At 61.6% G+C, this 25,142-nt stretch carries 26 protein-coding genes; 21 read left to right on the top strand and 5 right to left on the bottom strand.

The window, feature by feature from the left end; genetic code table 11:
- The 16 genes from Q0W88_RS06275 to Q0W88_RS06200 form a co-directional block, all read left to right on the top strand.
- The coding region (locus tag Q0W88_RS06275) for a DUF2892 domain-containing protein (protein WP_297801208.1) at positions 1-229 on the top strand (229 nt) is incomplete at its 5' end.
- Positions 230-260: 31 nt separating this feature from the next.
- Positions 261-1,328: an efflux RND transporter periplasmic adaptor subunit gene (locus Q0W88_RS06270; protein WP_297801206.1), complete on the top strand. Its 1,068-nt coding sequence runs from the start codon at positions 261-263 to the stop codon at positions 1,326-1,328.
- Position 1,329: 1 nt separating this feature from the next.
- Positions 1,330-4,467, top strand: a complete 3,138-nt coding sequence (locus Q0W88_RS06265; RefSeq protein ID WP_297801204.1) for an efflux RND transporter permease subunit — start codon at positions 1,330-1,332, stop codon at positions 4,465-4,467.
- Positions 4,468-4,586: 119 nt separating this feature from the next.
- On the top strand, positions 4,587-5,432 hold the full coding sequence (locus Q0W88_RS06260; protein WP_297801202.1) for a transporter associated domain-containing protein: 846 nt from the start codon (positions 4,587-4,589) through the stop codon (positions 5,430-5,432).
- 4 nt (positions 5,433-5,436) lie between these two features.
- Positions 5,437-6,597: a DUF4105 domain-containing protein gene (locus Q0W88_RS06255; protein WP_297801200.1), complete on the top strand. Its 1,161-nt coding sequence runs from the start codon at positions 5,437-5,439 to the stop codon at positions 6,595-6,597.
- Positions 6,598-6,632: 35 nt separating this feature from the next.
- Positions 6,633-7,634 carry a magnesium and cobalt transport protein CorA gene (locus Q0W88_RS06250; RefSeq protein ID WP_297801198.1) on the top strand — a complete coding sequence of 334 codons (1,002 nt, stop codon included), beginning with the start codon at positions 6,633-6,635 and terminating at the stop codon, positions 7,632-7,634.
- Between the two features lie 82 nt (positions 7,635-7,716).
- Complete coding sequence (gene ccoN, locus Q0W88_RS06245) at positions 7,717-9,156, top strand: cytochrome-c oxidase, cbb3-type subunit I (RefSeq protein ID WP_297801196.1); 1,440 nt, start codon at positions 7,717-7,719, stop codon at positions 9,154-9,156.
- A 15-nt stretch (positions 9,157-9,171) separates the two neighbouring features.
- On the top strand, positions 9,172-9,777 hold the full coding sequence (ccoO, locus tag Q0W88_RS06240; RefSeq protein WP_297801194.1) for a cytochrome-c oxidase, cbb3-type subunit II: 606 nt from the start codon (positions 9,172-9,174) through the stop codon (positions 9,775-9,777).
- A 3-nt stretch (positions 9,778-9,780) separates the two neighbouring features.
- Positions 9,781-9,921 (top strand): cbb3-type cytochrome c oxidase subunit 3, encoded by a 141-nt coding sequence (locus tag Q0W88_RS06235; protein WP_297801192.1) that lies wholly within the window; start codon positions 9,781-9,783, stop codon positions 9,919-9,921.
- Entirely contained in the window at positions 9,918-10,838 is a 921-nt protein-coding gene (gene ccoP / locus Q0W88_RS06230) for a cytochrome-c oxidase, cbb3-type subunit III (protein WP_297801190.1), read from the top strand. The genes Q0W88_RS06235 and ccoP overlap by 4 nt, the downstream gene beginning before the upstream one ends.
- A complete protein-coding gene (locus Q0W88_RS06225; protein ID WP_297801188.1) occupies positions 10,839-11,132 on the top strand; it encodes a hypothetical protein in 294 nt (97 codons plus the stop codon).
- An 11-nt stretch (positions 11,133-11,143) separates the two neighbouring features.
- Complete coding sequence (locus tag Q0W88_RS06220; protein ID WP_297801186.1) at positions 11,144-12,709, top strand: 4Fe-4S dicluster domain-containing protein; 1,566 nt, start codon at positions 11,144-11,146, stop codon at positions 12,707-12,709.
- A complete protein-coding gene (locus Q0W88_RS06215; RefSeq protein ID WP_297801184.1) occupies positions 12,702-13,196 on the top strand; it encodes a FixH family protein in 495 nt (164 codons plus the stop codon). The genes Q0W88_RS06220 and Q0W88_RS06215 overlap by 8 nt, the downstream gene beginning before the upstream one ends.
- A gap of 7 nt (positions 13,197-13,203) precedes the next feature.
- The gene (locus Q0W88_RS06210; protein WP_297801182.1) at positions 13,204-15,570 is read left to right on the top strand and encodes a heavy metal translocating P-type ATPase; all 2,367 of its coding nucleotides are present in this window, start codon (positions 13,204-13,206) and stop codon (positions 15,568-15,570) included.
- Positions 15,567-15,761 carry a cbb3-type cytochrome oxidase assembly protein CcoS gene (gene ccoS / locus Q0W88_RS06205; RefSeq protein ID WP_297801180.1) on the top strand — a complete coding sequence of 65 codons (195 nt, stop codon included), beginning with the start codon at positions 15,567-15,569 and terminating at the stop codon, positions 15,759-15,761. Before Q0W88_RS06210 ends, ccoS begins: the two co-directional genes overlap by 4 nt.
- The gene (locus Q0W88_RS06200) at positions 15,751-16,467 is read left to right on the top strand and encodes a sulfite exporter TauE/SafE family protein (protein ID WP_297801179.1); all 717 of its coding nucleotides are present in this window, start codon (positions 15,751-15,753) and stop codon (positions 16,465-16,467) included. The genes ccoS and Q0W88_RS06200 overlap by 11 nt, the downstream gene beginning before the upstream one ends.
- Here Q0W88_RS06200 and fnr read toward each other — a convergent pair.
- On the bottom strand, positions 16,464-17,216 hold the full coding sequence (gene fnr, locus Q0W88_RS06195) for a fumarate/nitrate reduction transcriptional regulator Fnr (RefSeq protein ID WP_297801177.1): 753 nt from the start codon (positions 17,214-17,216) through the stop codon (positions 16,464-16,466). The genes Q0W88_RS06200 and fnr overlap by 4 nt on opposite strands.
- Positions 17,213-19,285: a S9 family peptidase gene (locus tag Q0W88_RS06190; protein WP_343212534.1), complete on the bottom strand. Its 2,073-nt coding sequence runs from the start codon at positions 19,283-19,285 to the stop codon at positions 17,213-17,215. Before Q0W88_RS06190 ends, fnr begins: the two co-directional genes overlap by 4 nt.
- 80 nt (positions 19,286-19,365) lie before the next feature.
- Between Q0W88_RS06190 and Q0W88_RS06185 the strand changes: the two genes are divergently transcribed.
- Both Q0W88_RS06185 and Q0W88_RS06180 read left to right on the top strand, forming a co-directional pair.
- Entirely contained in the window at positions 19,366-21,087 is a 1,722-nt protein-coding gene (locus Q0W88_RS06185; protein ID WP_297801173.1) for a peptide MFS transporter, read from the top strand.
- A gap of 18 nt (positions 21,088-21,105) precedes the next feature.
- Positions 21,106-22,020, top strand: coding sequence for a CysB family HTH-type transcriptional regulator (locus Q0W88_RS06180; protein WP_297801172.1), 915 nt, complete (start codon positions 21,106-21,108; stop codon positions 22,018-22,020).
- 69 nt (positions 22,021-22,089) lie between these two features.
- On the opposite strand, the gene ssb is transcribed toward Q0W88_RS06180, so the two are convergent.
- Positions 22,090-22,593 carry a single-stranded DNA-binding protein gene (gene ssb / locus Q0W88_RS06175; protein ID WP_297801170.1) on the bottom strand — a complete coding sequence of 168 codons (504 nt, stop codon included), beginning with the start codon at positions 22,591-22,593 and terminating at the stop codon, positions 22,090-22,092.
- A 156-nt stretch (positions 22,594-22,749) separates the two neighbouring features.
- On the opposite strand from ssb, the gene Q0W88_RS06170 reads away from it, so the two are divergent.
- The 3 genes from Q0W88_RS06170 to Q0W88_RS06160 are packed head-to-tail and all read left to right on the top strand — an operon-like array spanning position 22,750 to position 24,547.
- Positions 22,750-23,718 carry a polyprenyl synthetase family protein gene (locus tag Q0W88_RS06170; protein ID WP_297801168.1) on the top strand — a complete coding sequence of 323 codons (969 nt, stop codon included), beginning with the start codon at positions 22,750-22,752 and terminating at the stop codon, positions 23,716-23,718.
- Between the two features lie 4 nt (positions 23,719-23,722).
- Positions 23,723-24,175: a DUF2127 domain-containing protein gene (locus Q0W88_RS06165; RefSeq protein WP_297801167.1), complete on the top strand. Its 453-nt coding sequence runs from the start codon at positions 23,723-23,725 to the stop codon at positions 24,173-24,175.
- A 51-nt stretch (positions 24,176-24,226) separates the two neighbouring features.
- Positions 24,227-24,547 (top strand): hypothetical protein, encoded by a 321-nt coding sequence (locus tag Q0W88_RS06160; protein WP_297801165.1) that lies wholly within the window; start codon positions 24,227-24,229, stop codon positions 24,545-24,547.
- 26 nt (positions 24,548-24,573) lie between these two features.
- Here the strand turns inward: Q0W88_RS06160 and Q0W88_RS06155 are convergent, their stop codons facing one another.
- Together Q0W88_RS06155 and Q0W88_RS06150 are read right to left on the bottom strand one after the other, a co-directional pair.
- Positions 24,574-24,774 (bottom strand): helix-turn-helix transcriptional regulator, encoded by a 201-nt coding sequence (locus Q0W88_RS06155; protein ID WP_297801210.1) that lies wholly within the window; start codon positions 24,772-24,774, stop codon positions 24,574-24,576.
- 23 nt (positions 24,775-24,797) lie between these two features.
- On the bottom strand, positions 24,798-25,142 hold a 345-nt coding region (locus Q0W88_RS06150), incomplete at its 5' end, for a hypothetical protein (protein ID WP_297801163.1).

Below are 25,142 nucleotides of genomic sequence, written 5' to 3'. Positions count from 1 at the left end.
AATCCACTACCCCAAGGAGTCTTTTATGAATCTCGACCGCGCCGTTATGGCTTTTGCCGGTGTCATGGTACTGATCAGCCTGCTGCTGACCCACTATGTCAGTCCGAACTTCGTCTGGTTCACCGTGTTCATCGGCCTGAATCTCTTCCAAGCCAGCCTGACCGGCTTCTGCCCGGCCGCCTGGGTGTTCAAACTGTTCGGTGTTCCCGCCGGCAATCACTTCAAGTAAACATTGCCCTACCCTTCAAGACGACCGACTGATGACCATGAAAACGCTCATTCCCCTTGTCCTGCTCTGCACCGCATTGGCGTCCTGTTCGTCCGAAACCGGCCTGCCACCGGCCATGGACTTACGGAGCATGGAGGCCATCGCGCCACAGACCGGTAACGCCGGCACCGGCAGTAGTTGGGATGGTGTGGTCGAAGCCGTGCAGCAGGCCGATCTGACCGCACAGACAGCCGGCCGGGTGTCGGCGGTACTGGTTGATGTCAATGACCGGGTCAGCGCCGGACAGGTGCTTTTGCGTCTGAGCGGCGTGGAACAGCGCGCTGGGGCAGAAGCGGCGCGGGCGCAGGCTGCAGCGGCTCGCGCCCAAGCGGTAGAAGCAGAAACCAGCTATCGGCGTTATGCCGGGTTGGCCAAGCAACAATACATTTCCAAGCAACAACTGGATCAGGCGCTGGCCGCCAAAAATGCCGCCCAGGCCAATGCCCGTGCAGCAGAAGCGGTGGCGGCGCAAGCCGCGCAGCAAGCCGACTACACCGAAATCCGCGCGCCCTACTCCGGTGTGCTGTCGCAACGTCTGGTGGAACCCGGGGAAAGCGTCGCCCCCGGCCAGCCATTGCTACGTGTATTCAATCCGGATCGATTCCGCGTTCAGATTCAGGTGCCGCAAGGCGTTGCCGCCATCATCCGGACGGCGCCGCAGGCTGAAGTGGTTCTGGTCGATGGCACTGTGCTGACGGCTGAAAGCGTGTTGGTATATGACAGTGCCGATGCGGCCAGCCACAGTGTCAGCGTGCGCGTTCATCTGCCGAAAACCGAAACACCGCTGGTTCCCGGTCAAGTTGCTTCCGTGCGCTTTGCCGCCACCACTTCGGATGCGCGGATCCGTCTGCCGGAAACCGCCATTTGGCATCGCGGCGAGTTAAGCGGTGCCTATGTCATCGGCAAGGACCGCCTGTTATTGCGGCAGCTTCGCTTGGGCGAATCGCGCGATGGTTATGTCGAAGTAATTTCGGGCTTGAGCGAAGGCGAACGCGTGGCGGCCGATCCCGTTCGTGCGGCACAGGCTTTGTCCGAATACCGCGCCAAGCAGGAAAACTGATATGTCGGATCACCCGCACCTCGGAATTTCCGGCCGCTTGGCGGCGCGTTTCCAGAACAATCCGCTGACACCGATTCTGGCCATTCTCGGCCTATTGCTGGGCTTCGTGGCGGTATTGATTACGCCGCAGGAAGAAGAGCCGCAGATCGACGTCACCATGGCCAATGTGTTCGTGCCGTTTCCCGGCGCCGATGCGCGTCAGGTCGAACAGTTGGTCAGTTATCCGCTGGAAAAGAAACTGTCGGAAATCGAAGGCATCAAGCACGTGTATTCGATCTCCCGGCCGGGCATGGCGATATTGACCGTGGAATACACCGTCGGCGTGGAGCGTCAGCCGGCTATCGTCCGACTGTATAACCAGATTTACTCGAACCAGGATTGGATGCCGGCCGGTGTCGGCGTCGGTCAACCCTTGGTCAAACCCAAAGGCATCGACGATGTTCCGGTCATGGCCTTGACCTTGTGGAGCGATAATCCGGCCATCAGTGCTTTCGAGCTCGGCCAAGTGGCGCATAGCCTCGAAACCGAACTCAAGCGCGTTCCCGGAACCCGCGATGTTTACAGCATCGGCGCCGCTAGCCAGGCGGTGACCGTTGAACTCGATCCGGGCCGTCTTTCGGCCTTTGGCTTATCGGTGCATGAAATTGCCCAAGCCCTGCAGGCCAGCAATCAGGCAAAGCATGCCGGAGAGCGTGTCGGTACTGATGGCGCGCATCCGGTCCAGGCCGGCAGCTTCTTGAGCAGCACCGCTGATGTGGCTGACCTGGTCATTGGCGTTTCCGGCGATCATCCGATCCGCCTGTCCGATGTTGCACGTATCGGTCAAAATCTGGAGCCGGCCACGCAAACCGTCTGGCACGGCGCGCCGGCTGGCAAAGCGGGCCCCAAATCCGGCATCGCACCGGCCGTTACCTTGGCGATTGCCAAAAAACCCGGCAGCAATGCCGCCGATATCACCGCTGCCATCCGCGAACGTCTGGACGGCTTGAAGGCTGGCGTCATTCCCGACGGCGTGCAGGTCGAGATCACCCGGGATTACGGCCAATCCGCCGCCGATAAAGCCGCCAAGCTGATTCAAAAACTGATTTTCGCCACGCTCTCCGTGGTCTTGCTGGTGCTGTTTGCCCTGGGCCGACGCGAGGCAGTGGTGGTCGGCAGTGCCGTGATCCTGACCCTGGCCATCACCCTGTTTGCTTCGTGGGCGATGGGCTTCACCCTCAACCGCGTTTCTCTGTTCGCGTTGATTTTCTCCATCGGCATTCTGGTCGATGATGCCATCGTGGTGGTCGATGAGGTCGGCGCGCCGACCATTCTGGCCACCTTCACCGTTATCGCCGCGCTGTTGCCGATGGCGTTCGTGTCAGGTCTGATGGGTCCGTACATGCGTCCGATTCCAATCAACGCTTCGGTCGGTATGCTCATTTCGCTGCTGATCGCCTTGATCGTGACACCCTGGTTGAGCCTGAAACTGCTGGCCAAAGACCATGGCCACCATGAAGACGGAAAAGCCTCGAAATTGCAGACCCTGGCCGACCGCGTGATGCGCCGCTTCATCGTTGGCGAGCAGGCTGCAAAGAAACGTCGGATGCTGTGGATATCCATCGGCGCATTATTGGCGTTCTCGGCGGGACTGGCGGTGGTCAAGCTGGTGGTCTTGAAAATGCTCCCGAATGACAATAAATCCGAAATCCAGCTGGTCATCGACATGCCGGAGGGCAGTACGCTGGAACAGACCAATGCGCTGCTCGGCGAATTGGCAGCACAAGTCGATAAGGTTCCGGAAGTGCTCAACTACCAAGCGTATGCCGGCACCTCGGCACCGGTGACCTTCAACGGACTTGTCCGTCAATACTTCTTACGTCAGGGTCCGCTGGTTGGTGATTTGCAGATCAATCTGGTCGATAAGCACGATCGCAGCCGCAAGAGCCACGATATTGCCTTGGCGCTACGTCCAACCCTGCAGGCCGCCGCCCGTAAATACGGCGCCGCATTGAAAGTGGTGGAAGTGCCCCCGGGCCCGCCGGTCATGGCACCCTTGGTCGCCGAGATTTACGGTCCGGATTATGCCCGCAGCCGTGGAATTGCCACGCAACTGCAGGACCGCATGCGCAAGACAGAAGGCGTGGTCGATATCGACAGCACCGTGGAAAACGCAACGGCGACCCGCGAGCATTTGCTCATCGATCAGAGCCGTGCAGCGCGCCTGGGCGTCAGCCGCGAGGCCATCGCGCAAACCTTGATGGCTGCGGTCGATGGCGCCGACGTCACTTACCTGCAGGACGGCAAAGCCCGCTATGCCAAAGCCATTCGTTTGCGCCTGCCGGCGTCGGCGCAGGCCGACATGGCACGCATCCTGCAACTGGGCGTCAAGTCCGCCAACGGTCGCATTATTGCCCTGTCCGAACTGGTCAGCGTGCAGAACGTGCCCTGGGATGGCGCTATCCACCATAAAGATCTGCTGCCGGTGGTGTACGTCACCGCCGATGAAGCCGGTGAGTTCGACAGCCCGCTCTACGGCATGTTCGATGTGGTCGGACAATTGGCGGATCTCCCGGAATCCCCGGACAGCCTGAATCAGTATTTCATCAGCCAGCCCGAAACCGATGCCGCCTACAGCCTGAAGTGGGATGGTGAATGGCAGATCACCTACGAAACCTTCCGCGATATGGGTCTGGCCTACGCCGCCGGCCTTCTGCTGATTTACCTGCTGATCGTGGCGCAGTTCAAGAACTATCTGGTGCCGCTGATTATCATGGCACCGATTCCGCTGACCGTGATCGGTGTGATGCCCGGCCATGCCCTGCTCGGCGCGCAGTTCACTGCGACCTCGATGATTGGCATGATTGCCCTGGCCGGCATCATCGTACGCAACTCGATTCTGCTGGTGGATTTCATCAACCAATCGATTGCCGAGGGCAAGGAGCTGGGTGCGGCGGTGATTGAGTCGGTGGCTGTGCGCGCCAAACCGATTGCCCTGACCGGACTGGCCGCCATGTTGGGGGCGTTCTTCATCCTTGATGATCCAATCTTCAACGGCCTGGCCATTGCCCTGATTTTCGGCATCCTGGTCAGCACCCTGTTGACCTTAGTGGTGATTCCGCTGTTGTATTTCGTGTATCTGCAGAGGAAACAAGCCTAAAAAGGCTGAATTACGCATCCCTATTGCCTTTTTCGGGCGGGAAAATCCCGCCTGATTCGGAATTTTCCGGCTTATGCGATAAACTAAAGGCCCGCCCCTTGGGCGCCTTCACCGAACCCATGTCAGACGACCCGGACAGTAATACCCCCCCTAAACGCTCCTGGCTGGAGAAACTCAGCCAAGCCTTCTCGGGCGAACCCGAATCCCTCGACGATCTGCGTGAGATTCTGGATTCCGCTGCCAAACACGGCCTGATTGATACCGACACCCTGAAACGCCTGCAAGGCGCCTTGGCCGTATCCGAAATGACGGTTTCCGATGTGATGGTGCCGCGCGGACAGATGGTCTCGCTCTCGATCACCGACAGCTTTCTGGATCTGATGCGGCAGGTGGTCGAATCCGGGCACTCGCGCTTTCCCGTCCACGGCGAAGACAAAGACGAAATCGTCGGCATCCTGCTGGCCAAGGATCTGCTGCGTGGCGTGGTGGTCGACAACGGTCCCGGCGACATCCACGGACTGATCCGGCCGGCGGTGCTGATCCCTGAATCCAAGAAGCTTAGCGTGCTGCTCAAGGAGTTCCGGCAGTCGCGCAACCACATGGCCATCGTCATCGATGAGCATGGCGGCGTGTCGGGCCTGATCACGATTGAAGACGTGCTGGAAGAAATTGTCGGCGAGATCGATGATGAGCACGATGACGCCAACCAGGCGGTGATGATCGCAGCTCAGGCCGATGGACAGTACTTCGTCGATGCCCTGACCCCGATTGCCGAATTCAACCAGCAGTTCGGCGCCGATTTTCCGGATGATGAGTACGACACCATTGCCGGCTATATCGCCGCGGCCATCGGCCATCTGCCGGAAACCGGAGAAGAGCTGACCTTGGGCCGCTTCCATTTCCGGGTCGGCCATGCCGACTCGCGCCGGATCCACCGCTTCATCGTCAACATCCATGGCGAATAAGCCCGTGCGCCGTTGGTTCGTGCTACTGCTCGGCCTGTTGTTTGCGGGCCAGGCGCTGGCCGAATTGCGGGTCGGGGTGATGACCATGCAGCCCGGCGCCATTTTCTGGGAACGCTTCGGGCACAATGCCATCGTCATCGACGATGGAAAGCGTCCGATGTCCTACAACTTCGGCTTTTTCGATCCAACCGAATCCGGCTTCGCCGGCAATTTCGTCAAAGGCCGGATGAACTACATTCTGGCGGCACTTCCTTTGGAACAGGATCTGGACTATTACCGCCGGGCCGGACGCGGGGTCAGCATCCAATGGCTGGATCTGGATGCCGCCCAGAAACAGAACATCCGGGCGCGGCTCGAATTTCTGGCCAAACCGGAAAACGCCCGGTATCGCTACGACTACTTCACCAACAACTGCGCGACCCAGGTCCGCGATGTGCTCGATGCGGCCCTTGACGGCGGACTCAAACGCCAGATGGTGGCCAGCTCGCTGGGCAACACCTACCGTTCGGAATCGGTGCGCCTGGCTTGGCCGGCGAAATGGATGGCCTTGGGCTTTGATCTGGGCATGGGCCGGGCCGGTGACGCCCCGCTCAACCGCTGGCAGGATGCCTTCATTCCGATGCGCTTGCAGCAGAGCCTGCGCGAAGCCAAGGGGCCGAATGGCGGTCCGCTGGTTCTGGCCGAGCAGTCCATCCTGCCCGACACCCTGCCGCCGCCACCGGCCGAGTTGGCTCCATGGACCCTGACCGCCGCAGCCATCGGATTGGCGCTGGCCGGCCTGTTTTTCTGGATGGCCCGACACGCCCCGCGCCTGGCCACGGCTCTGCAGCTCGGTTTCTGGGGCTTATGCGGATTGATCGGAACTTTATTGCTGCTGATTTGGGTATTTACCGAGCACCGTTTTGCCTACAGCAACGAAAATCTGCTGCTGTTCAGCCCGCTGGCAGGCCTGGCCCTCGTGCTGTATTCCGTGCGCAAGCGTTCGGAGGGGCTCCGCCGGGCCTATGTGCTGGCAGTCAAAGCCGTTGCCTTGTCGGCCGTGATTGCCGTGCTGCTGAAATTCGGGTCCACCGGCGGGCAGAGCAACATGGTTTGGATTCTGATGACCTTGCCGCTGCATTGGCTCGTTGCGCGGACGGCATTGCAGGCTGAAGCGCGGAAATAGCTTGCACTCCTGAACAGGCTGTTTATCATGGTGCCATGGATGCGCCCAGCCTACTCGAAAGCCGCAGCGAGCAGATTCGCTTCATCGCCCGCTACGACCGCGACGGCAATGCCCACGAACTCGACCTCGACCGCATTTCCGATGCCCTGGGCCATGAAGGCGGGCTGATCTGGGTTGGCCTGTTCGAGCCGGATGAAACCCTGCTGTTCAAGATGCAGGTCGAGTTCGATCTGCACCCGCTGGCCATCGAGGATGCCCACAAAGCCCATCAGCGCTCGAAAATCGAGCGTTTCGGCAACAGCCTGTTCATCGTCGTCAATACCGCCCAGATGCTCGATGGCGGCATCGTCTACGGCGAATCGCATCTGTTCCTCGGCACCGACTTCATCCTGACCGTCCGCCACGGCGGCACGCTCTCGTTCAGCGGCGCGCGCGAACGCTGCGCCAAGAACCCGGATTATCTGGGCAACGGCACCGGCATGGCCCTGTATACCGTGCTCGACCAGATCGTCGACAACTTCTTCCCCATCATCGCCCATCACGAGCAGGCCCTGGACGAACTGGAAGAAGCCATCCTGTCCTCCAGCTTCCAGAAAGACACCATCATCCGCCTGTACCGCCTGCGCACCGAGCTGACCAAACTCCGGCTGGCGGTCTCGCCGCTGCAGGACATCATGACCACCCTGCTGGAATTCCACGGCGATCTGGTCCGCGAAGAGGTGCGCGTTTATCTGCGCGACGTCCACGACCACGTGATCCGCCTGAACGAATCCATCGACACCATGCGCGACACCCTGTCCTCGGCGATGGCGACCAATCTGTCGCTGGTCACGGTCAGCCAGGGCGATACCATGAAGCGCCTGGCCGGCTGGGCCGCGCTGCTGGCGGCCCCGACGCTGATCACCAGCTGGTACGGCATGAACTTTGCCGATATGCCCGAGCTGGAGTGGCAACTGGGCTACCCTTTGGTCGGTTTGACCATCATCACCATTTGTTTCATGCTGTATCGGGGGCTGAAGAAGGCCGGCTGGCTGTAAGTTCCGGCGCTTTTTGATTCAGGTCAAAATAAAGGTGCCACGGTTCAGGCACTATGGTTGCGGATTCAACTCTGGAGGCGTTATGGCGTCAATCGACAAAGAAAACTCCTATAACGACAAGGTGGTCAAGCAGTTCACCATCATGACCGTTATCTGGGGCATCGTGGGCATGCTGGTGGGGGTGATCATCGCCGCCCAGCTGTATTGGCCTTCCCTCAATATGGGCCTCGAATGGCTCAGCTTCGGTCGACTGCGCCCGCTGCACACCAATGCGGTGATTTTCGCATTCGGCGGCTGCGCCCTGTTCGCCACCAGCCTGTATGTGGTGCAGCGCACCTGCCATGCCCGGCTGCTGTCCGACGGCCTCGCCTCCTTCGTGTTCTGGGGCTGGCAGCTGGTCATTGTGCTCGCCGCCGTCACCCTGCCGCTGGGTCTGACCCAGGGCAAGGAATACGCCGAACTGATCTGGCCGATCGACATCCTGATCGCCGTGGTCTGGGTTGCCTACGCGGTGCTGTTCTTCGGCACCATCATGAAGCGCAAAGTCCCGCATATCTATGTCGCCAACTGGTTCTACGGCGCCTTCATCATCGCCGTTGCCGTGCTGCACATCGTCAACTCCCTGGCCATCCCGACCGCATTGACCCACAGCTATCCGATCTACTTCGGCGCCGTGGATGCCATGGTGCAGTGGTGGTACGGCCATAACGCGGTCGGATTCTTCCTGACCGCCGGCTTCCTCGGCATGATGTACTACTTCGTGCCGCGCCAGGCCGGACGTCCGATGTATTCCTACCGCCTGTCCATCGTACACTTCTGGGCCCTGATCGCCATTTACATGTGGGCCGGCCCGCACCATCTGCACTACACCGCGATTCCGGACTGGGCGCAGTCGGTCGGCATGGTGTTCTCGCTGGTCCTGCTGGCACCGAGCTGGGGCGGCATGATCAACGGCATGATGACCCTTTCGGGCGCCTGGCATAAGCTGCGTACCGATCCGATCCTGAAGTTCCTGATCGTCTCGCTGTCGTTCTACGGCATGTCGACCTTCGAAGGCCCGATGATGTCGATCAAGACCGTGAACGCCCTGTCGCATTACACCGACTGGACCATCGGCCACGTGCACTCCGGCGCCCTGGGCTGGGTCGCGATGATCTCGATCGGCGCCATGTACATGCTGATTCCGCGCGTGGTCGGCCTGAAGGCGATGTTCTCGACCAAGCTGATCGACACCCATTTCTGGGTGCACACCATCGGCGTCGTGCTGTATACCGTGTCGATGTGGATCTCCGGCATCGGCCAGGGTCTGATGAGCCGTGCCACCAACGCCGACGGCACCCTGCAGTACGCCTTCGTCGAAATCGTCAAGTTCACCTATCCGTACTATCTGGTGCGGCTGCTGGGCGGTCTGCTGGTCCTGGTCGGCATGCTAATCATGCTGTACAACATGGTGAAAACCCTGAAGCAGGCCCAAGGCGAACATGTCTCGCCCGTCCTTCCCGTTGCGCAACAACACGCTTAAGCCGAGGTCGATCCTATGAGCCACGAAAAACTTGAAACCAATGTCGGCTTGATGGCCATCGCGATTGCCGCGGTCATCGCCATCGGCGGGCTGGCCGAAATCATCCCGCTGATGTACCAGGCCGAAACCATCAAGCCGTTGCCCGGCGTCAAGCCCTATCCGGCCCTCGAGCTGGCCGGGCGCGACATTTACGTCCGTGAAGGCTGCTATAACTGCCACTCGCAGATGGTCCGCACCCTGCGCTTCGAAACCCAGCGTTACGGGGCCTATTCGGATGCCGGCGAATCGGTGTACGACCGTCCGTTCCAGTGGGGCAGCAAGCGCACCGGACCGGATCTGGCCCGCATCGGCGGCCGCTACTCCGATGACTGGCACCGCGCCCATCTGACCAACCCGCGCGACGTCGTCCCGGAATCGAACATGCCGACCTATGCCTTCATGAACGAACGTCCGCTCGATGCCGGCCAGGTGCAGGCCAACATGCGCGGTCTGAAAGCCCTCGGCGACCCCTATTCCGATAAGGACATCGCCGAGGCTCCGGCCGCAGTCGATGGCAAAACCGAAATGGACGCGTTGATCGCCTACCTGCAGCAGCTCGGCAAACACCGGCCGAAAGGATAATCCATGCTCTCGGGAATCATCACCACCATCCTTCTCATCCTGTTCGTGGTCGGCTCCATCTGGCTGTTCAGCCCGAAACGCAAAGCCGCGTTCGATGAAGCCGCCCAACTTGCCCTGGACGATACTCCGGAGAAACCTTTATGACATTCTGGTCCTACTACGTCATCGCACTGACCGTGATTTCCCTGATCGGCGCCACCTGGCTGCTCTGGGTCACCTCGAAAAAACGCAATGCCAACGACACCCAAAACAGCACCGAGACCACCGGCCATGTCTGGGACGGCGATTTGTCGGAATACAACAAGCCGCTGCCGCGCTGGTGGATCAACCTGTTCTACCTGACCATCGTATTCGCGGTCGGCTACCTGATCTGGTATCCGAGCGCCGACAAGGTCGGCGGCAAGGGCAACTGGAGCTCGAAAGGCCAGCATGATGCCGAGAAAGCCACCGCGGACGCCAAGCTGCAGCAGCTGTATGCCCGCTTCGACGGCAAAGGCATCGATGTCATTGCCCAGGATGCCGCGGCACTGACCACCGGCAAACAGATCTATGCCAACAACTGCGCGGTCTGCCACGGCTCCGATGCCGGCGGCGCCAAGGGCTTTCCGAATCTGCGCGATGCCATCTGGAAGTTCGACGGTTCGCCGGAAGGCATCCTGACCACCATCAAGGGCGGCGTCAACGTGGAAGGCGGCCGGGCCGCCGTGATGCCCGCGATGGCCGCCGTGCTCGGCTCCGAACAGGCCGTCACCGAAACCGCCGTCTACGTGCAGAGCCTGTCCGGCATGAAAGTGGATGACACCCTGGCGACCGCGGGCAGCAAATCCTTCGCCACGGTCTGCGCCGCCTGTCACGGTGCCGACGGCAAGGGCAATCCCGCACTCGGCGCGCCGAACCTGACCGACAACGACTGGATGTACGGCAGCACGCTGGAAGACATCAAATACGGCATCAACAACGGCCGTGCCGGCCAGATGCCCGCGCATCTGCCGCTGATCGGTGAAACCCAGACCCGTCTGGCTGCCGCCTATGTCTACTCGCTGTCCCGGGCCAAGAAATAAATGAAAGTCCGGGCCGAACCCCCGTTCGACCATCCGCCGCGCCCGCTTGCACAGAAAGTGGGCGCGGTTCTTTGGCCGTCGTTCTTCGCGGCCTGCATCGCGACCATGGTGTTTTTCGCCTTCGTCGACCCGCTTGCGCTTCGGGACATCACCTTCCCGGAAGCCGACATCAGCCGTGAAGCCGGGTACAGCATCGCGTTCTTCATGTTCTGGCTGGCGACCGCCAGCGCCTGTCTGTTTACCTGGATTCTGCTGCGGCCCTCCAGCCGCTACAATAAACCACCCACCGATTAAGGTTGTACCCCATGGGCCAGAAGATTCCGAGCGAAGTCATCGATGACGGCGCCATGTATGTGTCCGAGCGCAAAGTCTATCCGCGCGAAGTCGACGGCCTGTTCCAGAAACTCCGGCACTCGGCCGTTTACCTCCTTCTCGGTCTTTACTATGTGATGCCCTGGTTGCAGATCGATGGCCGCCAGGCCGTCCTGTTCGATCTGCCGGCACGCAAGTTCTACATCCTCTGGCTGACGTTCTGGCCGCAGGACTTCTTCTTCCTGGCGCTGCTGCTGATCATGGCGGCGCTGTCGCTGTTTTTCTTCACGGCCGTAGCCGGTCGCCTCTGGTGCGGCTATGCCTGCCCGCAGACGGTCTGGACCGAAGTGTTCATGTGGATGGAACGCTGGACCGAGGGCAACCGCTCGCAGCGCATGAAGCTGGATGCGTCGCCGAACAGTTTCGACAAATTCCGCCGAAAAGGCTCAAAGTATGTGCTTTGGGTGCTGTTCGCGCTGTGGACCGGGCTGACCTTCGTCGGCTTTTTCACACCGATCCGCGAACTGGCGCCGGCGCTTCTGGCCGGCACCGCTTCGGGCTGGGCGGTGTTCTGGCTGCTGTTCTATTCGTTCGCGACCTACGGCAATGCCGGCATCCTGCGTGAGCAGGTCTGCAAGTACATGTGCCCGTATGCCCGCTTCCAGAGCGCCATGTTCGACCGCAACACCCTGATCATCAGTTATGACGCCAAGCGTGGCGAAGCCCGCGGCGCACGGAAAAAAGGCAGCCTGCCGAGCGTGCTTCATCGTGAACGCGGCCTGATCAGCGAAGAATTGGCCAACCAGTATGTGATCGCCAACGCCAAGACGCGGCATAGCGGAGATGCCGCGATTTCCACCGGCCTGATCGTCGACCACGATGAGGAGCTGATCAGCACCAAGGTCGATGCGCTCGAGCAGCTCGGCGACTGCATCGACTGCACCATCTGCGTGCAGGTCTGCCCGACCGGCATCGACATCCGCAACGGCCTGCAGTACGAATGCATCGCCTGCGGCGCCTGCATCGATGCCTGCGACGAGGTCATGGACAAGCTCGGCTATCCGAAAGGCCTGGTCCGATACACCACGCACAATGCGCTGGTCGGCCACAAAGTCAACCTGCTGCGCCCGCGCATCATCATCTATGCCCTGCTGCTGCTTGCCCTGCTTGTCGGAACCGTCTACGGCATCGCCCACCGCGAGCCGCTGCTGGTCGATGTCATGCGCGACAAGCAGCTTTATCGTCTGGCACCGGACGGCAGCGTCGAAAATACCTATACGCTGCGCCTGATCAACAAGACCGGCACCAATTACGATGTCGATCTGCATGTGGAGGTCGGCGAGATCGATGCCGAACTGGTCATCGACGACCTGCCGATCCATCTGGCTGCGGAAAACGTCATGACGGTACCGGTGACCGTGCGTACGCCGGCCAACTGCATCCGCGGCATGAAGGAAATCGAATTCACCCTGACCGATAAGAAATCGGCACTCAAGGTCGAGGAAGAATCGCGGTTCTTCGGCCCGAGTGACGCCGGAAGCGGTGGCTGCGATGACTGAGCCGCGCAGGGGCTGGCAGGAACCGATGGTCTGGCTGATGCTCGGCATTCCGGCGCTGACCGTCATTGCCGGCTTCTACACGCTCTATCTTGCCTTCACCTCCGGCCCCTTGGATCCGGTGCAGGCCTCGGTGCAGCGCGTCGGCAAAGGCCAGAGTCTGGAGAGTCCCGCCGACAGCGCGGCCTCGCAGGGCCATTACCGCGCTTATCTGATCCTCGACAAGCAGTCGAACCCCTGGCAGCTGACCTTGAAAACCGCACCGGAGACCCTGGCCGCCCTGCCCGTTGACGTGCTTTTCGTGCACGCCAACCTGGCCAAGCGCGATATCCGCGTCCGGATGACCGCCGGCAACGGCCGCTTGACCCGCCCGCTGGACTTCACGCCGCAGCAGGTCGTGGTGACCGATGCCGCCGGCACCTGGCGTCTGGTCGGCACCTACGGGGAATCCGCGACCATCGCCCTGACGCCGGCCATCGACGCGCCCTGAGCCAGCGATGACCCGCGAAACACACTGTTTCCACTGCAGTGAAATCCTTGGTGCCCATCCGGTCATCATGGAGGGGACAGGCACCGTCCGCCAATTCTGCTGTCAGGGCTGCGCCAGCGCGGCACAATGGATCGAACAGGAAGGTCTGGGTGATTACTATCTGCTGCGCAGCCGTCAGGGCGCCAAAGTGGATGAGGTGCCGATGGATTATGCCGCCTGGGACCGGGACGAAATCACCGCCGCCCATTGCCGGCCCTGTCCGGAAGGCCGTCAGATCGTACTGCTGACCGACGGCATGCATTGCGCGGCCTGCGCCTGGCTGATTCAAAGCGCCCTGCAGAAAGATCCCGCGGTCGCCGTGGTCAATGCCAACGCCATCAACGGCCGCGTCGAGCTGCGCTGGAATCCGGACAGAACGCGCCTGTCGGCATTGTGCGGCCAGCTGGCGCGGCTCGGTTACCGGCCGTATCTGGCGGTCAATGAAGCCTATGAGCAGGCCAAGCGCCGCGAGCGCAACAGCCTGCTGCTGAAGCTCGGTCTGGCCGCGCTGGTCACCACGCAGACCATGATGTTCTCCGAGGCACTCTACCTCGACAGCGCCGGTGAAATGTCGTTCGCCACCCGTGATTTTTTCCGCTGGCTGACTTTCCTGCTGTGTTCGCCGGTGGTGTTCTATTCCGGCAGCGAATTCATCCGCGGCATGCTGCGCGAACTCCGGCATGGCCGGCCCGGCATGGACACCCTGGCCGCCAGCAGCATTCTGCTGGCGTACTTCGCCAGTCTTTACCAGACCCTGACCGGCGGCGACCACATCTGGTTCGATGCCTCGGCCATGTTCGTGCTGTTCCTGCTTTCGGCGCGGATCCTCGAGCGCTTTGCCCGCAACACCGCGCGCGCCCAAGTCGACCTGCTGGCACGGGCGCAGCCGCAGTTCGCATGGCGGGTCGTCGATGGCCGGCGGGAACAGCATCCGATCGCCGAAATCAAACCAGGCGATGTTCTTTTTCTGCCGGCCGGTGAAGCGGTTCCGGCCGACGGCTTCCTGCTCAGCCCGGCCCTGGATGTCGACGAGGCGCTGCTGACCGGCGAATCGGAACTGCAGACCCGGCAAGCCGGAGACACGTTGCTGGCCGGCAGCACGCTTGGCCCGAGCGCCGGCGAGATGCGCGTCAGCAATACCGGGCAGAACACGCAACTCTCGCAGATCCTGCGTCTGGTCGAACAGGCCCAGAGCAGCAAACCCATGGAGAATGCCTGGGCGGAACGGCTGGCCTCGCGTTTCGTTCTGATCATGTTTGCGGTCACGCTCGCGGCTTTCGCGGTCTGGTGGCAGATCGACAGCAGCAAGGCCTTCCCCGTCGCCTTGGCGGTTCTGGTCGCCGCCTGCCCGTGTGCGCTGTCGCTGGCGGTCCCGGCGGCGGTGTCTTCGGCATTCGACGCCCTGGCCCGCGGCGGCGTTCTGGTGCTGTCGCCGGATGCGCTTTCCAAACTCGGCAGCATCGATCATGTCGTGTTCGACAAGACCGGAACGCTGACCACCGGAAAACCGACGTTGCAGGCGGTGCATGCCGTGGCGCCATGCAGCGAAGCCGAAGCACTTCAGCTGGCCTACAGTCTGGAAATCGGATCGAAACATCCGCTGGCCGCCGCCTTCAGCGGCAGCGGCGCGGCACAGACGGTCTTCGATGCGCTCAGCGTCATTCCCGGCCACGGCGTCAACGGCCGCATCGGCAGTGATCAATACCGTCTCGGCAAAGCCGAATTTGCCGCACAGGGCATGCCCGATGAGGGCGTCTGGTTGAGCCGTAACGGACAGGTGCTGGCACAATTCCTCCTGCATGACCCCATCAAGCCCGAGGCCGCTAGTGATTTGGCCTGGCTGGCCGGCTCGGGCATCCAAACCCACCTGCTCAGCGGCGACAGCATCGAACGCGTGCGCGGCGTCGCCGATGCCCTGGGCATCGGCCATCGGCAGGCGCGTGCCACGCCCGAGCGCAAGCTCGACTATCTGCGCTCGCTCCAGCATCAGGGCGCGCGGGTATTGATGGTCGGTGACGGCATCAATGATGCCCCGGTGATGGCGCAGGCCGATGTATCGATGGCCATGGGTTCCGGCGCCTGGCTGGCGCAATCCAACGCCGACATCCTGCTGATGAACTCGCGGCTGAAACAGGTACGGCAGGTGTTCTCCGTGGCCCGCCACATGCGTCGTCTGATGCGGCAGAATCTGCGTTGGGCGGTTGCGTATAATGGCATTGCGGTAGCGGTTGCGCTGTCCGGTTTCATCCATCCCGGTTATGCCTCGCTCGGCATGGCCGGATCGTCCCTGCTGGTGACCCTCAACGCACTGAGAATCTACAAGACCGCCGCATGAATATCCTTCTGGCTCTGATTCCGATTTCCCTGGTCCTGCTGATCGTCGGCATCCTCGCGTTTTTCTGGGCCGTGCGCAAAGGCCAATTCGACAATCTCGATGCCGCGGCGCTGGACATCCTGACCGACGACAGCAAACCGATGCCGGACAAAAAATCGGCGGACAAGGACACCCCGGACAATGCCGGTTGATTTTCTTGTTCTGGGTGCGGCGCTGCTTTCAGGACTGATGGGCGGCGTGCACTGTACGCTGATGTGCGGCGGCATTGCCGTTTCACTGGACGCTCAGGCGAAAACGCAGGCACTGCCGCATGCGCTGATGTTGAATCTGGGACGGATTTCCAGTTACACGCTCGCCGGCATTCTGGCCGGCGGCATCGGGGCGCTTTTCGTCGGATTCATCCGCATTCCGGAACTGGCGGTGATGCTGCGCAGCCTGATGGGTCTGCTGCTCGTGCTGCTGGCCCTGCGCATGCTGTTTCCAAAGCGATTTGCCTTCGCCGTTCCGGGCAGCAACCGCGTCTGGATATGGCTTTCCGGACTGAAGCAACGCCTGCCGGCAAAAGGGCTGCTGCGTTCGTTCGGTCTCGGGGCGGTCTGGGGCTGGCTGCCGTGCGGCCTGAGTACCAGCCTGTTGCTGGCGGCTTGGCTGGAGGCCAGCCCGCTGCATAGCGGCCTGTTGATGCTGGCTTTCGGGCTCGGCACGCTGCCGCTGATGACCGCGATCAGTTACTCCGGCGCCCGTCTGCAGCATCTGCTCGGACACCGCGGGTTGCGCACGGGGCTTGCCCTGACCGTATTGTTCGCCGGCGTAATGACCGCCGCCGCGCCCTGGCTGATGCATGCGCCGGGCATGCATGGCCTGTTGTCGGCTTTGGGTTGCCGCAGCCTGGTTTAAGCGCGCAGGCGTTCGAGCGTTTCGTGTGCGAGTACGTTCAGTGCCGGCCTGTTGAGCAACTCGACCTCACGGCCGTTGACGCGGATCAGGCCGTCATCCTGCATCTTGCTGAGCGTGCGGCTGACGGTCTCGATCACCAGACCCAGATAGCTGCCGATGTCTTCGCGCGACATCGGAATCATGAAGCGGTCGCCGGAACGGCCCAGCTGGCGGTAACGCTCGGACAACTGGTGCAGAAAGATTGCCATGCGCTCGTGCGCATTCTTCTTGGACAGGATCTCGATGTGTTTCTGATCGCGGTTGATGGTCTGGCCGATGATGCGCAGCAGCTGATGCTGCAGGCTCGGCAACTGGGCCGCCACCGTTTCCAGATCCGAGAGCGGGATTTCGCAGACGTCGGCGGTGGTCAACGCCACCGAATCGCAGGTGTGCTTGGACGTACCGAGCGCATCCAAACCAAGGATCTCTCCGGGCAGGTGGAAGCCAGTGACCTGGCTGTCGCCATCGCTGTTGTAAACCACCGATTTGAACGCCCCCTCACGCGCGACATAGATGTAATCGAGCTTCTGGCCTGCGGAAAACAGCACATCGCCGCGCTTGAGCGGGCGACGCTTCTGCACGATGGTATTCAGGCGGTCGAAGTCGTCGGCATGGATATTGGCCGGCAGACACAGCACCTGGATGGAGCATTTCGAGCAGTCGTTGCGGTTGCCTTTCAGGCCCTTGAACGGATCGGCGGCGTCGCTCATTTCGGCTTTGCCTCCGAGGTCCAGCGCTTCAGCCAGGCATTGACGGTATCGTGCCAGAGAATGCTGTTCTGCGGCTTGAGCACCCAGTGGTTCTCATCCGGAAACAGCAGGAGTTGGCTTTCGATGCCTTTGCGTTGCAAGGCGGTGAAGGTGGCAATGCCCTGTTCCGGCGGGATGCGGTAGTCCAGCTCGCCCTGCACCACCAGCATCGGCACGCGCCACTTGGCAACGTGGTTGACCGGATTGAATTTCTCGTAGTTCTGCGGCACATCGAACGGCGTACCGCCGTTTTCCCATTCGCTGAACCAGAGTTCCTCGGTCGAGTAACCCATCATGCGGGCATCGAACACGCCGTCATGGTTGACCAGACATTTCCAGGGCTCCGGCCAGTTGCCGGCGATCCAGTTGACCATGTACCCGCCGTAGCTGGCGCCGAGCGCGCAGGCGCGGCTGCTGTCGAGGAAACGGTATTTTTTGAGGGCGTGTGCGTAACCTTTCTGCAGATCTTCCAGCGGACGGTCGCCCCAATGCTGTGAAATGGCATCGGTGAAGGCCTGGCCGTAGCCGGTGGAGCCGTGGAAGTCGATCATGATCACGGCGAAACCCTGCCCGGCGTAGGTCTGCGGATTCCAGCGGTAGCTCCAGCCGTTGCCGAAACTGCCCTGCGGGCCGCCGTGGATCAGGAACGCGACGGGATACTTCCGGCCTTCGACATAATTGGCCGGTTTGACCACATAACCGTGCACCGTTTCGTTGTTCCAGCCGATGAAATTGAATTGCTCGAACGCGCCCCACGCCGTTTTGGCGATGGCCTCGCGGTTGTTGACGCTGATCTGGCGTTCGCTGCGGCCGCCGGCATCGGTCAGGAACAATTGCGCCGGCGAATCGAGGCGGTCACGGGTGAACAGCACTTGGTTGCCGGCCACCGCGAATTCGCGCACGCTGCCGCCACGGGCGACCAGGGCGGCTTCGCCATTGGCGATGTCGACGGCGAACAACGGCATTTCGCCGGTGTCCTGGGTGGTTGTGAACAAGGTCTTGCCGTCGCCGCTGATGGCCAGCGACTCGGCCGAGTTGTCCAGACGCGGTGCGATTTCGCGGGTTTTGCCGGTGGCCAATTCCATGGCCATGATGGCGAAACGGTCGGCCTCGAAGCCGGGGCGTTTCATGGCCCGGTAATACAGGGTTTTTCCATCGGGGCTGAACACCGGAGAGGTATCCCAGGCTTTGTTGCCGGCAGTCAGGTTATCGACCAGATGCATGTTGTGGTCGCCGATGATCACCCGGTACAGATCGAAATTGGTCGACCACGCCTCGCTCTTGCCGGCTACGCGGGCGGAAAAGACCAGCATGCCGCCACCCGGCGCCCAGGCGTATTCGCCGGCATCACCGAAGGGTTTGGACGGAATATCGCCATCGACAGTGGCCAGACGCACGGCCGGGCCGAGCTTTCCGTTCTGCAGCGGCGCGATGAACAATTGATTGCGGCGGCCATCGGCGTAGGTGTCCCAGTGCCGGATGAACAGTTTATCGAACAGCATGCCGCTGGCTTTGCTGCCGGCCTTGGCCTCCAGACGCTTTTGGGTGCAGGCGATATCCGGGCAATCGGTGAAGACTTCCAGACTGAATGCGACCTGCTTGCCATCCGGCGAGAATTTATAGGAACCGATGTCGAGCGGCAGATCGGAGACCTGCACGGCCGCTTGGCTGCCGACCGCCTGCGACCATAACTGCATGCTGCCGGATTTCGCGCTCAGGAAATAGACGGTTTTGCCATCCGGGGAAAAACTCGGCGAATTGACGTTCAGGCCTTCTTCGGTGAACCGCACCGGCGGCGCGGCATCGCGGGCGAACAGATCCTCGATCCACAGGCCGGTCTTGCCGCGATTGGCGGCCAGATCGGTCTGGCGCACCGCGAAAACGGCCAGACGGCCATTCGGAGACAGGGTCGGGGCGGAAACCCGCTCGTAGGACACCATGTCACGGATGGTCAGCGGGGTCTTGTCGGGAGTCGCGCCAGCGGCGGTAAGGGGGGTCAACAGGGCCAGTAACAGCAGTCGCGCTTTCATCGATAAACCTCTCGGGAACCTGCGGTTATGGTACTCCATCCGGCGCTATACTGGCCACTTGCCAGCCGCCGAATCCGCCCATGAACGCCACCGCAAATCCCGCCCATGACGATCTTTTTGGCCACCCGAAAGGGCTTTACGTCTGTTTCTTCACTGAAATGTGGGAGCGCTTCTCGTTCTACGGGATGAAGACCCTGCTGCTGCTCTATATCCTGAAATACCACCTGTTCGGCGATGATGCCGGTTACGACCTGCTCGGCGCCTACGGCGGTCTGGTGTATGCGGTACCGGTCATTGGCGGCCTGCTGGCCGACCGCTATCTGGGCATGCGCAAGGCCGTGGTTCTGGGCGGGATTCTGCTGGTGCTCGGGCATCTGGGCATGGCCTACGAAGGCGAACAGGCGCGCGTGGTCGACGGCGTGGTGATCCGCGATGAAGCCGCGCTGCAGGTGTTCTATCTGTCGCTGGCCCTGATCGTCATGGGCGTCGGCTTTCTCAAACCCAACATCTCCACCATTGTCGGCCGTTTGTATCCGCCGAATGATCCGCGTCTGGACTCCGGCTTCACCGTGTTTTATGCCGGCATCAATGTCGGCGCCCTGTTCGCCAGCCTGGTCTGCGCCTTTCTGGGCGAAACCTACGGCTGGAAATACGGCTTCGGCGCTGCCGGCATCGGCATGATTGCCGGGTTGGCGCTGTTCCTGTGGGGCCAGAAATACCTGAAAGGCCAGGCCGAACCGAACGATCCGCACAAGCTGCTGGAAAAAGTCGGACCGTTCACCCGCGAGTGGCTGATTTATCTGGGCAGCTTCGGCGGCGTATTGGTGGTCTGGCAGCTGATCCAGCGCACCTGGACGGTGCACGGCGCCATGCACCTGATCGCACTGGCGTTCAGTCTCTGGTTTGCCTGGTACCTCTGGAAGAAATGCAGTAAAGCCGAACGCGAACAGATGCTGGCGCTGGTGCTGCTTATTTTCGGTGTACTGATCTTCTTCACGCTGTACGAGCAAACCTACGGTTCCTGGGTCACGTTCACCGACCGTCTGATGACCAAGGACCTGTTCGGCATGGCGGTGACCGGCAGCCACACGGTGCCGTGGGCCATCTATTCCCTGGCGGCCAGCCCGTTGCTGATGATCGCGGCGCTGTCGGCCAGCGATCGCGGCAACAACACCGTGGCGCGCCTGATGGTCGGTCTGCTGGTGCTCGGTCTGGCCGTGGCCATTACCCACGATGTGGTGATGGTGCCGCAGACCGCCGGTTCCTTGACCTTCCTGGGCGCCTTCTTCCTGGTGGTGCTGTCGCCGCTGTTCGCCTGGCTGTGGCCCTGGCTGGCAAAGCGTGGCCTGAACCCGAGCAAGCCGGCCAAGATGGCGATCGGACTGGTGCTGTCGGGCCTGTCGTTCATTCCGATGATGATGGCTGCGGACATTGCGGCCACCGGCGTGATGGCCAGCGTCTGGTGGCTGGTCCTGGCTTATTTCATTCTGGAAGTTGCCGAAATGTGCCTGTCCCCCATCGGACTGTCGGCCGTCAGCCAGTTGTCGGTGACCCGCGTGGTCGGCCTGATGATGGGCGCTTTCTGGCTGGCGACGGCGTATTCCGAAGTGCTGGCGGCGGGCTTCGGCAAACTGGCCGCCATTGACATCCCGGAGGGCGCCGCCATCGACATGGCGGCCGCTGCAGGCAAGTACGGCAGTCTGTTCGAACTGATGCTTTGGATCGGTCTGGGCTCCGGAATCCTGTATCTGGTGCTGTCGCCTTTGATCCGCCGGATGATGCATGAACCGCCACAGCCCTGAGCGCCCGGAGCACGCCGCATGAACTTCCAGCAACTGCGCGCGCTGCGCGAAACCGTCCGCAACGGTTTCAATCTGACCGGTGCGGCGCAAGCCATGTTCACCTCGCAGCCCGGGGTCAGCCGGCAGATCCTCGAACTGGAAGACGAACTCGGGATCACCATCTTCGAGCGCAGCGGCAAGCGCCTGACCGGCCTGACCGAAGCCGGTGAAAGCATCCTGCGCATCGCCGAGCGGCTGCTGCTCGATGCCGAAAACCTGAAACAGGTCGGCCGCGAATTCGCCGACGCCACGGCCGGCACGCTGACCATCGCGACCACCCACAACCAGGCCCGGCATGTACTGCCGCAGGTGGTCCAGGGTTTCCGCAGCGATTATCCCGATGTCCGCATCGCCCTGAAACAGGGCGGCCCGGACACCATCGCCGACTGGGTGGTTTCCGGCGAGGCCGATTTCGGCATCGCCTCGGAGGCCCTACCCAAGCATGCGGCATTGGTCAGTTTTCCCTGTTACCGCTGGCAGCATGAAATCGTGGTTCCGAAAGGCCATCCGCTATGCGCTCTGGCCTCCGTGGGACTGAATGACATCGCGGCTTATCCGCTGATCACCTATGACCACGGATTGACCGGCCGGCGCCTGATCGACGAGGCATTCACGCAGGCCGGCCTGAGCGCCGATATCGTGCTGACCGCGATGGATTCGGATGTCATCCAGCAGTATGTCGCGCTCGGCCTCGGAGTCGGCATCATCGCGTCCATGGCCGTCGAGCACAGCCTGAACCCGGCGCTGGCGTCGCTGCCCGGGGTGCATCTGTTTCCCGCCAACACCACCTACCTCGCGGTCCGGCGCGGCACCTACCTGCGCAATTACAAAATCGAATTCATCCTGCGCATGGCGCCCGGGGTCACCCGCGAGGCGATCCTGACCGCGGTTTAACCGAGTGCGACGCCCGTAAAAAAAAACCGCCCGTTGGGGCGGTTTTTTTACGGGTCCAGCCTGCGCCGGTCAGAACGGCACGTCGTCGCCGAACGGGTCGTTGTCAGCCGGCGCGGAAACCGCTGCCGGGGCCGGACGCGATGCCGGTTTCGGCGTGCTGAAGTTATCGCCGCCGCTGGACCAGCCATTGTCTTCGCCGCGCGAACCGCGATCACCGCCGCCGCGCTCGCCGCCGTCTTTCTTGCCGCCGAGCATCTGCATTTCATTGGCCACGACATCGGTGCTGTAACGCTCGATACCCTGCTTGTCGGTGTACTTCTGCGTTTCCAGCTTGCCTTCGACATAGATCATCTGGCCCTTGCGCACGTATTCGCCGACGATTTCAGCCAGTTTGCGGGTGAACTTCACGCGGTGCCATTCGGTTTTTTCCTGCTTCTCGCCGGACTTGTCCTTCCATTGCTCGGTCGTTGCCACCGACAGCGTGCAATAGGCATCGCCGGACTGGAAATAACGGACTTCCGGATCTTTGCCGACGGTACCGACGAGGATGACTTTATTGATGCCACGCGCCATGGCGGATTCCTTTCAAAAGTGGGTGTAGAGACAGATTAAGTATAGCTTTCAACCGGCAATATCCCAAAGCATTTCTGCCCATGTCGGAATTCCCCCCGTATGCGGGTCGGAAGTCTTATAATTGGACGGGATACCTGAAACTTAAGTAGTTGATTTATGAGCATTGAATCCATCCAGGCCCTGGCCCGGGACGAAATGGCCGCGGTCGACACCCTGATCCGGGCCGAGCTGCACTCGGACGTTCTGCTGATCAACCAGATTTCCGAACATATCATCGCCGCCGGCGGCAAGCGCCTGCGCCCGATGCTGACCGTGCTGGCCGCACGGGCCGCCGGATATGCCGGGCAGGACCATACCGCGCTGGCGGCCATCATCGAATTCATCCATACCGCCACCTTGCTGCACGACGATGTGGTCGATGAATCCGACCTGCGCCGCGGCCGCAAAACCGCCAATGCCCTTTGGGGCAATGCACCGAGCGTTCTGGTCGGCGATTTCCTGTATTCGCGCGCTTTCCAACTGATGGTCGGGCTGGACTCCATGGCCATCCAGAAACGCCTGGCCGACACCACCAACCGCATTGCGGAGGGCGAGGTCCTGCAATTGCTGCATGTCCACAATCCGGATACCGACGAAGCGGCATACATGAACGTGATCGAGCGCAAGACCGCGGTGCTGTTTTCCGCCGCCACCGGTCTGGCCGCGCATCTGGCCGGTGCCGACAGTGCCCGCTGCGCGGCCATGGATGAGTACGGTCTGCACCTGGGCCTGGCGTTCCAGATTGCCGATGACGTGCTCGATTATGTCGGCGATGCCGTTGCGCTGGGCAAGAATCTCGGCGATGACCTGGCCGAAGGCAAGGCCACGCTGCCGCTGATCCACGCGCTGGGATTGGCCGAAGGCGCCGGACGCGACCGCCTGCGTCTGATCATTGCCACCGGAGATGCCGCGGCCATGCCCGAGGTGCTGAGCGCCATCGCCGGCGCCGACAGTCTGCGTTACAGCACCGACAAGGCGCGCTTCCATGCCGAGGCCGCGAAAGCGGCCCTGCACACCTTGCCGGACAGCCCCTGGAAACAGGCCTTGGCCGATCTGGCCGATTACTCGGTTGCCCGGAACCACTGAGGCCATGGCGGCGGCTCATACCGGCGTGCGCTGGATTGCAGCGCTGGAGGCGACGAAGGGGCTGCTGGCCACGGCCACCGGACTGTGGTTGCTGTCGCTGTTTCAATATACGCCGAGGGTACTGGCCACATTGCTGGTGGAGCGACTGCATCTCAATCCGGCCAGTCACTATCCCGACCTGTTCGTGGCCAACGTCAGTACGCTTTCGGACCGCAACATCACCATGCTGGGGCTGGCCGCCTTGGTGTACGCCGCCCTGCGCTTCATCGAGGCCATGGGGCTGTGGCAGAATCGGGCCTGGGCCAAATGGTTTGCCGCAGTGACCGGCGCCATCTACATTCCGTTCGAAATCTACGAATTGCTGCAGGGCTACAACAGCTTCGTCATCATCGCCCTGCTCATCAATATCCTGGTGGTCGCGTATCTGGCCCGCGCACTGCGCGCAGAACGGACTTGACGGTTTGGCCGCCGGCATCAACAATCCAAGCACGACTTCGGAGACTGCCCCATGAATCCCGCACTGCAGGCCGCCATCAGCGCTTCCGCGAAGCATCACAAGCAATTGCTTGATCAATTGAAGGACGGCAGCGCCTTCAGCCGCGATACCGCAATCAAGCAGGCGGACCTGGGCAGCGAGCAGGCAGTCCTGATTGCCTACTACCTCAAGCGCGGCATCATCCGCAGCACCCCGGATGGTGGCGTCTATCTCGTGCGCAGCGCCTATGAAGACCATCTGAGCGCCCAGAAAACCGCCGGGAAATGGGTGCTGCTGATCGTCGGCCTGTGCTCACTTGTCGGCATTTTGCTGCTGCTGGCCAATAAGCTCTGAGCACGCCTCAACGGCCGCAGGGTCAATCACTCCGGGCCGTATTGAAAGACCTGCTCGAGCGGACGTTTGAACACCCGCGCGATTTCAAAGGCGACCTCCAGTGACGGCGAATACTTGTTCGCTTCGATGGCATTCACTGTCTGCCGGGTGATGCCGACGGCATCGGCCAGCTCCTGCTGGGTCATGCCGCCGGCCTGCTCGCGCAGCTCGCGGATGCGGTTCCGGATCAATCCGCCGCGCTTGCCCACGATCAGGCACCCTGCCGGTGCAGTTTGAGCTGCACGGTGTAATCGGTCAGCTGCGCCAGCACCCAGAAACCGAGCAGGACCTGGGTGAACCAGAAATTGCCGCTGGAGGCCACCGCCAGCCATAAGGCCAGAAACACGCCGACGGCCAACACGAAGCCGCCGATGCGTGCGCCTTTCAGGGCAATCAGGCGATCGCGTTCATCTTCAGCGGTGCGCCGGTCCAGAAGCGCGATGACAACGTGTCCGACCACGGCAAAGGCCACCAATACGGCCACAGCCACATGGAAAAGCACCACGACCGGCGGCAACACGCGCATAGCCGGCCAAGGGACGGTTTCGAACTGCGC

It is taken from the genome of Arenimonas sp. GDDSR-1 (genome assembly GCF_025980345.1).
In the GTDB taxonomy this organism is placed as follows: domain Bacteria; phylum Pseudomonadota; class Gammaproteobacteria; order Xanthomonadales; family Xanthomonadaceae; genus Arenimonas.
This window is presented reverse-complemented; position numbering and strand designations above follow the sequence as displayed.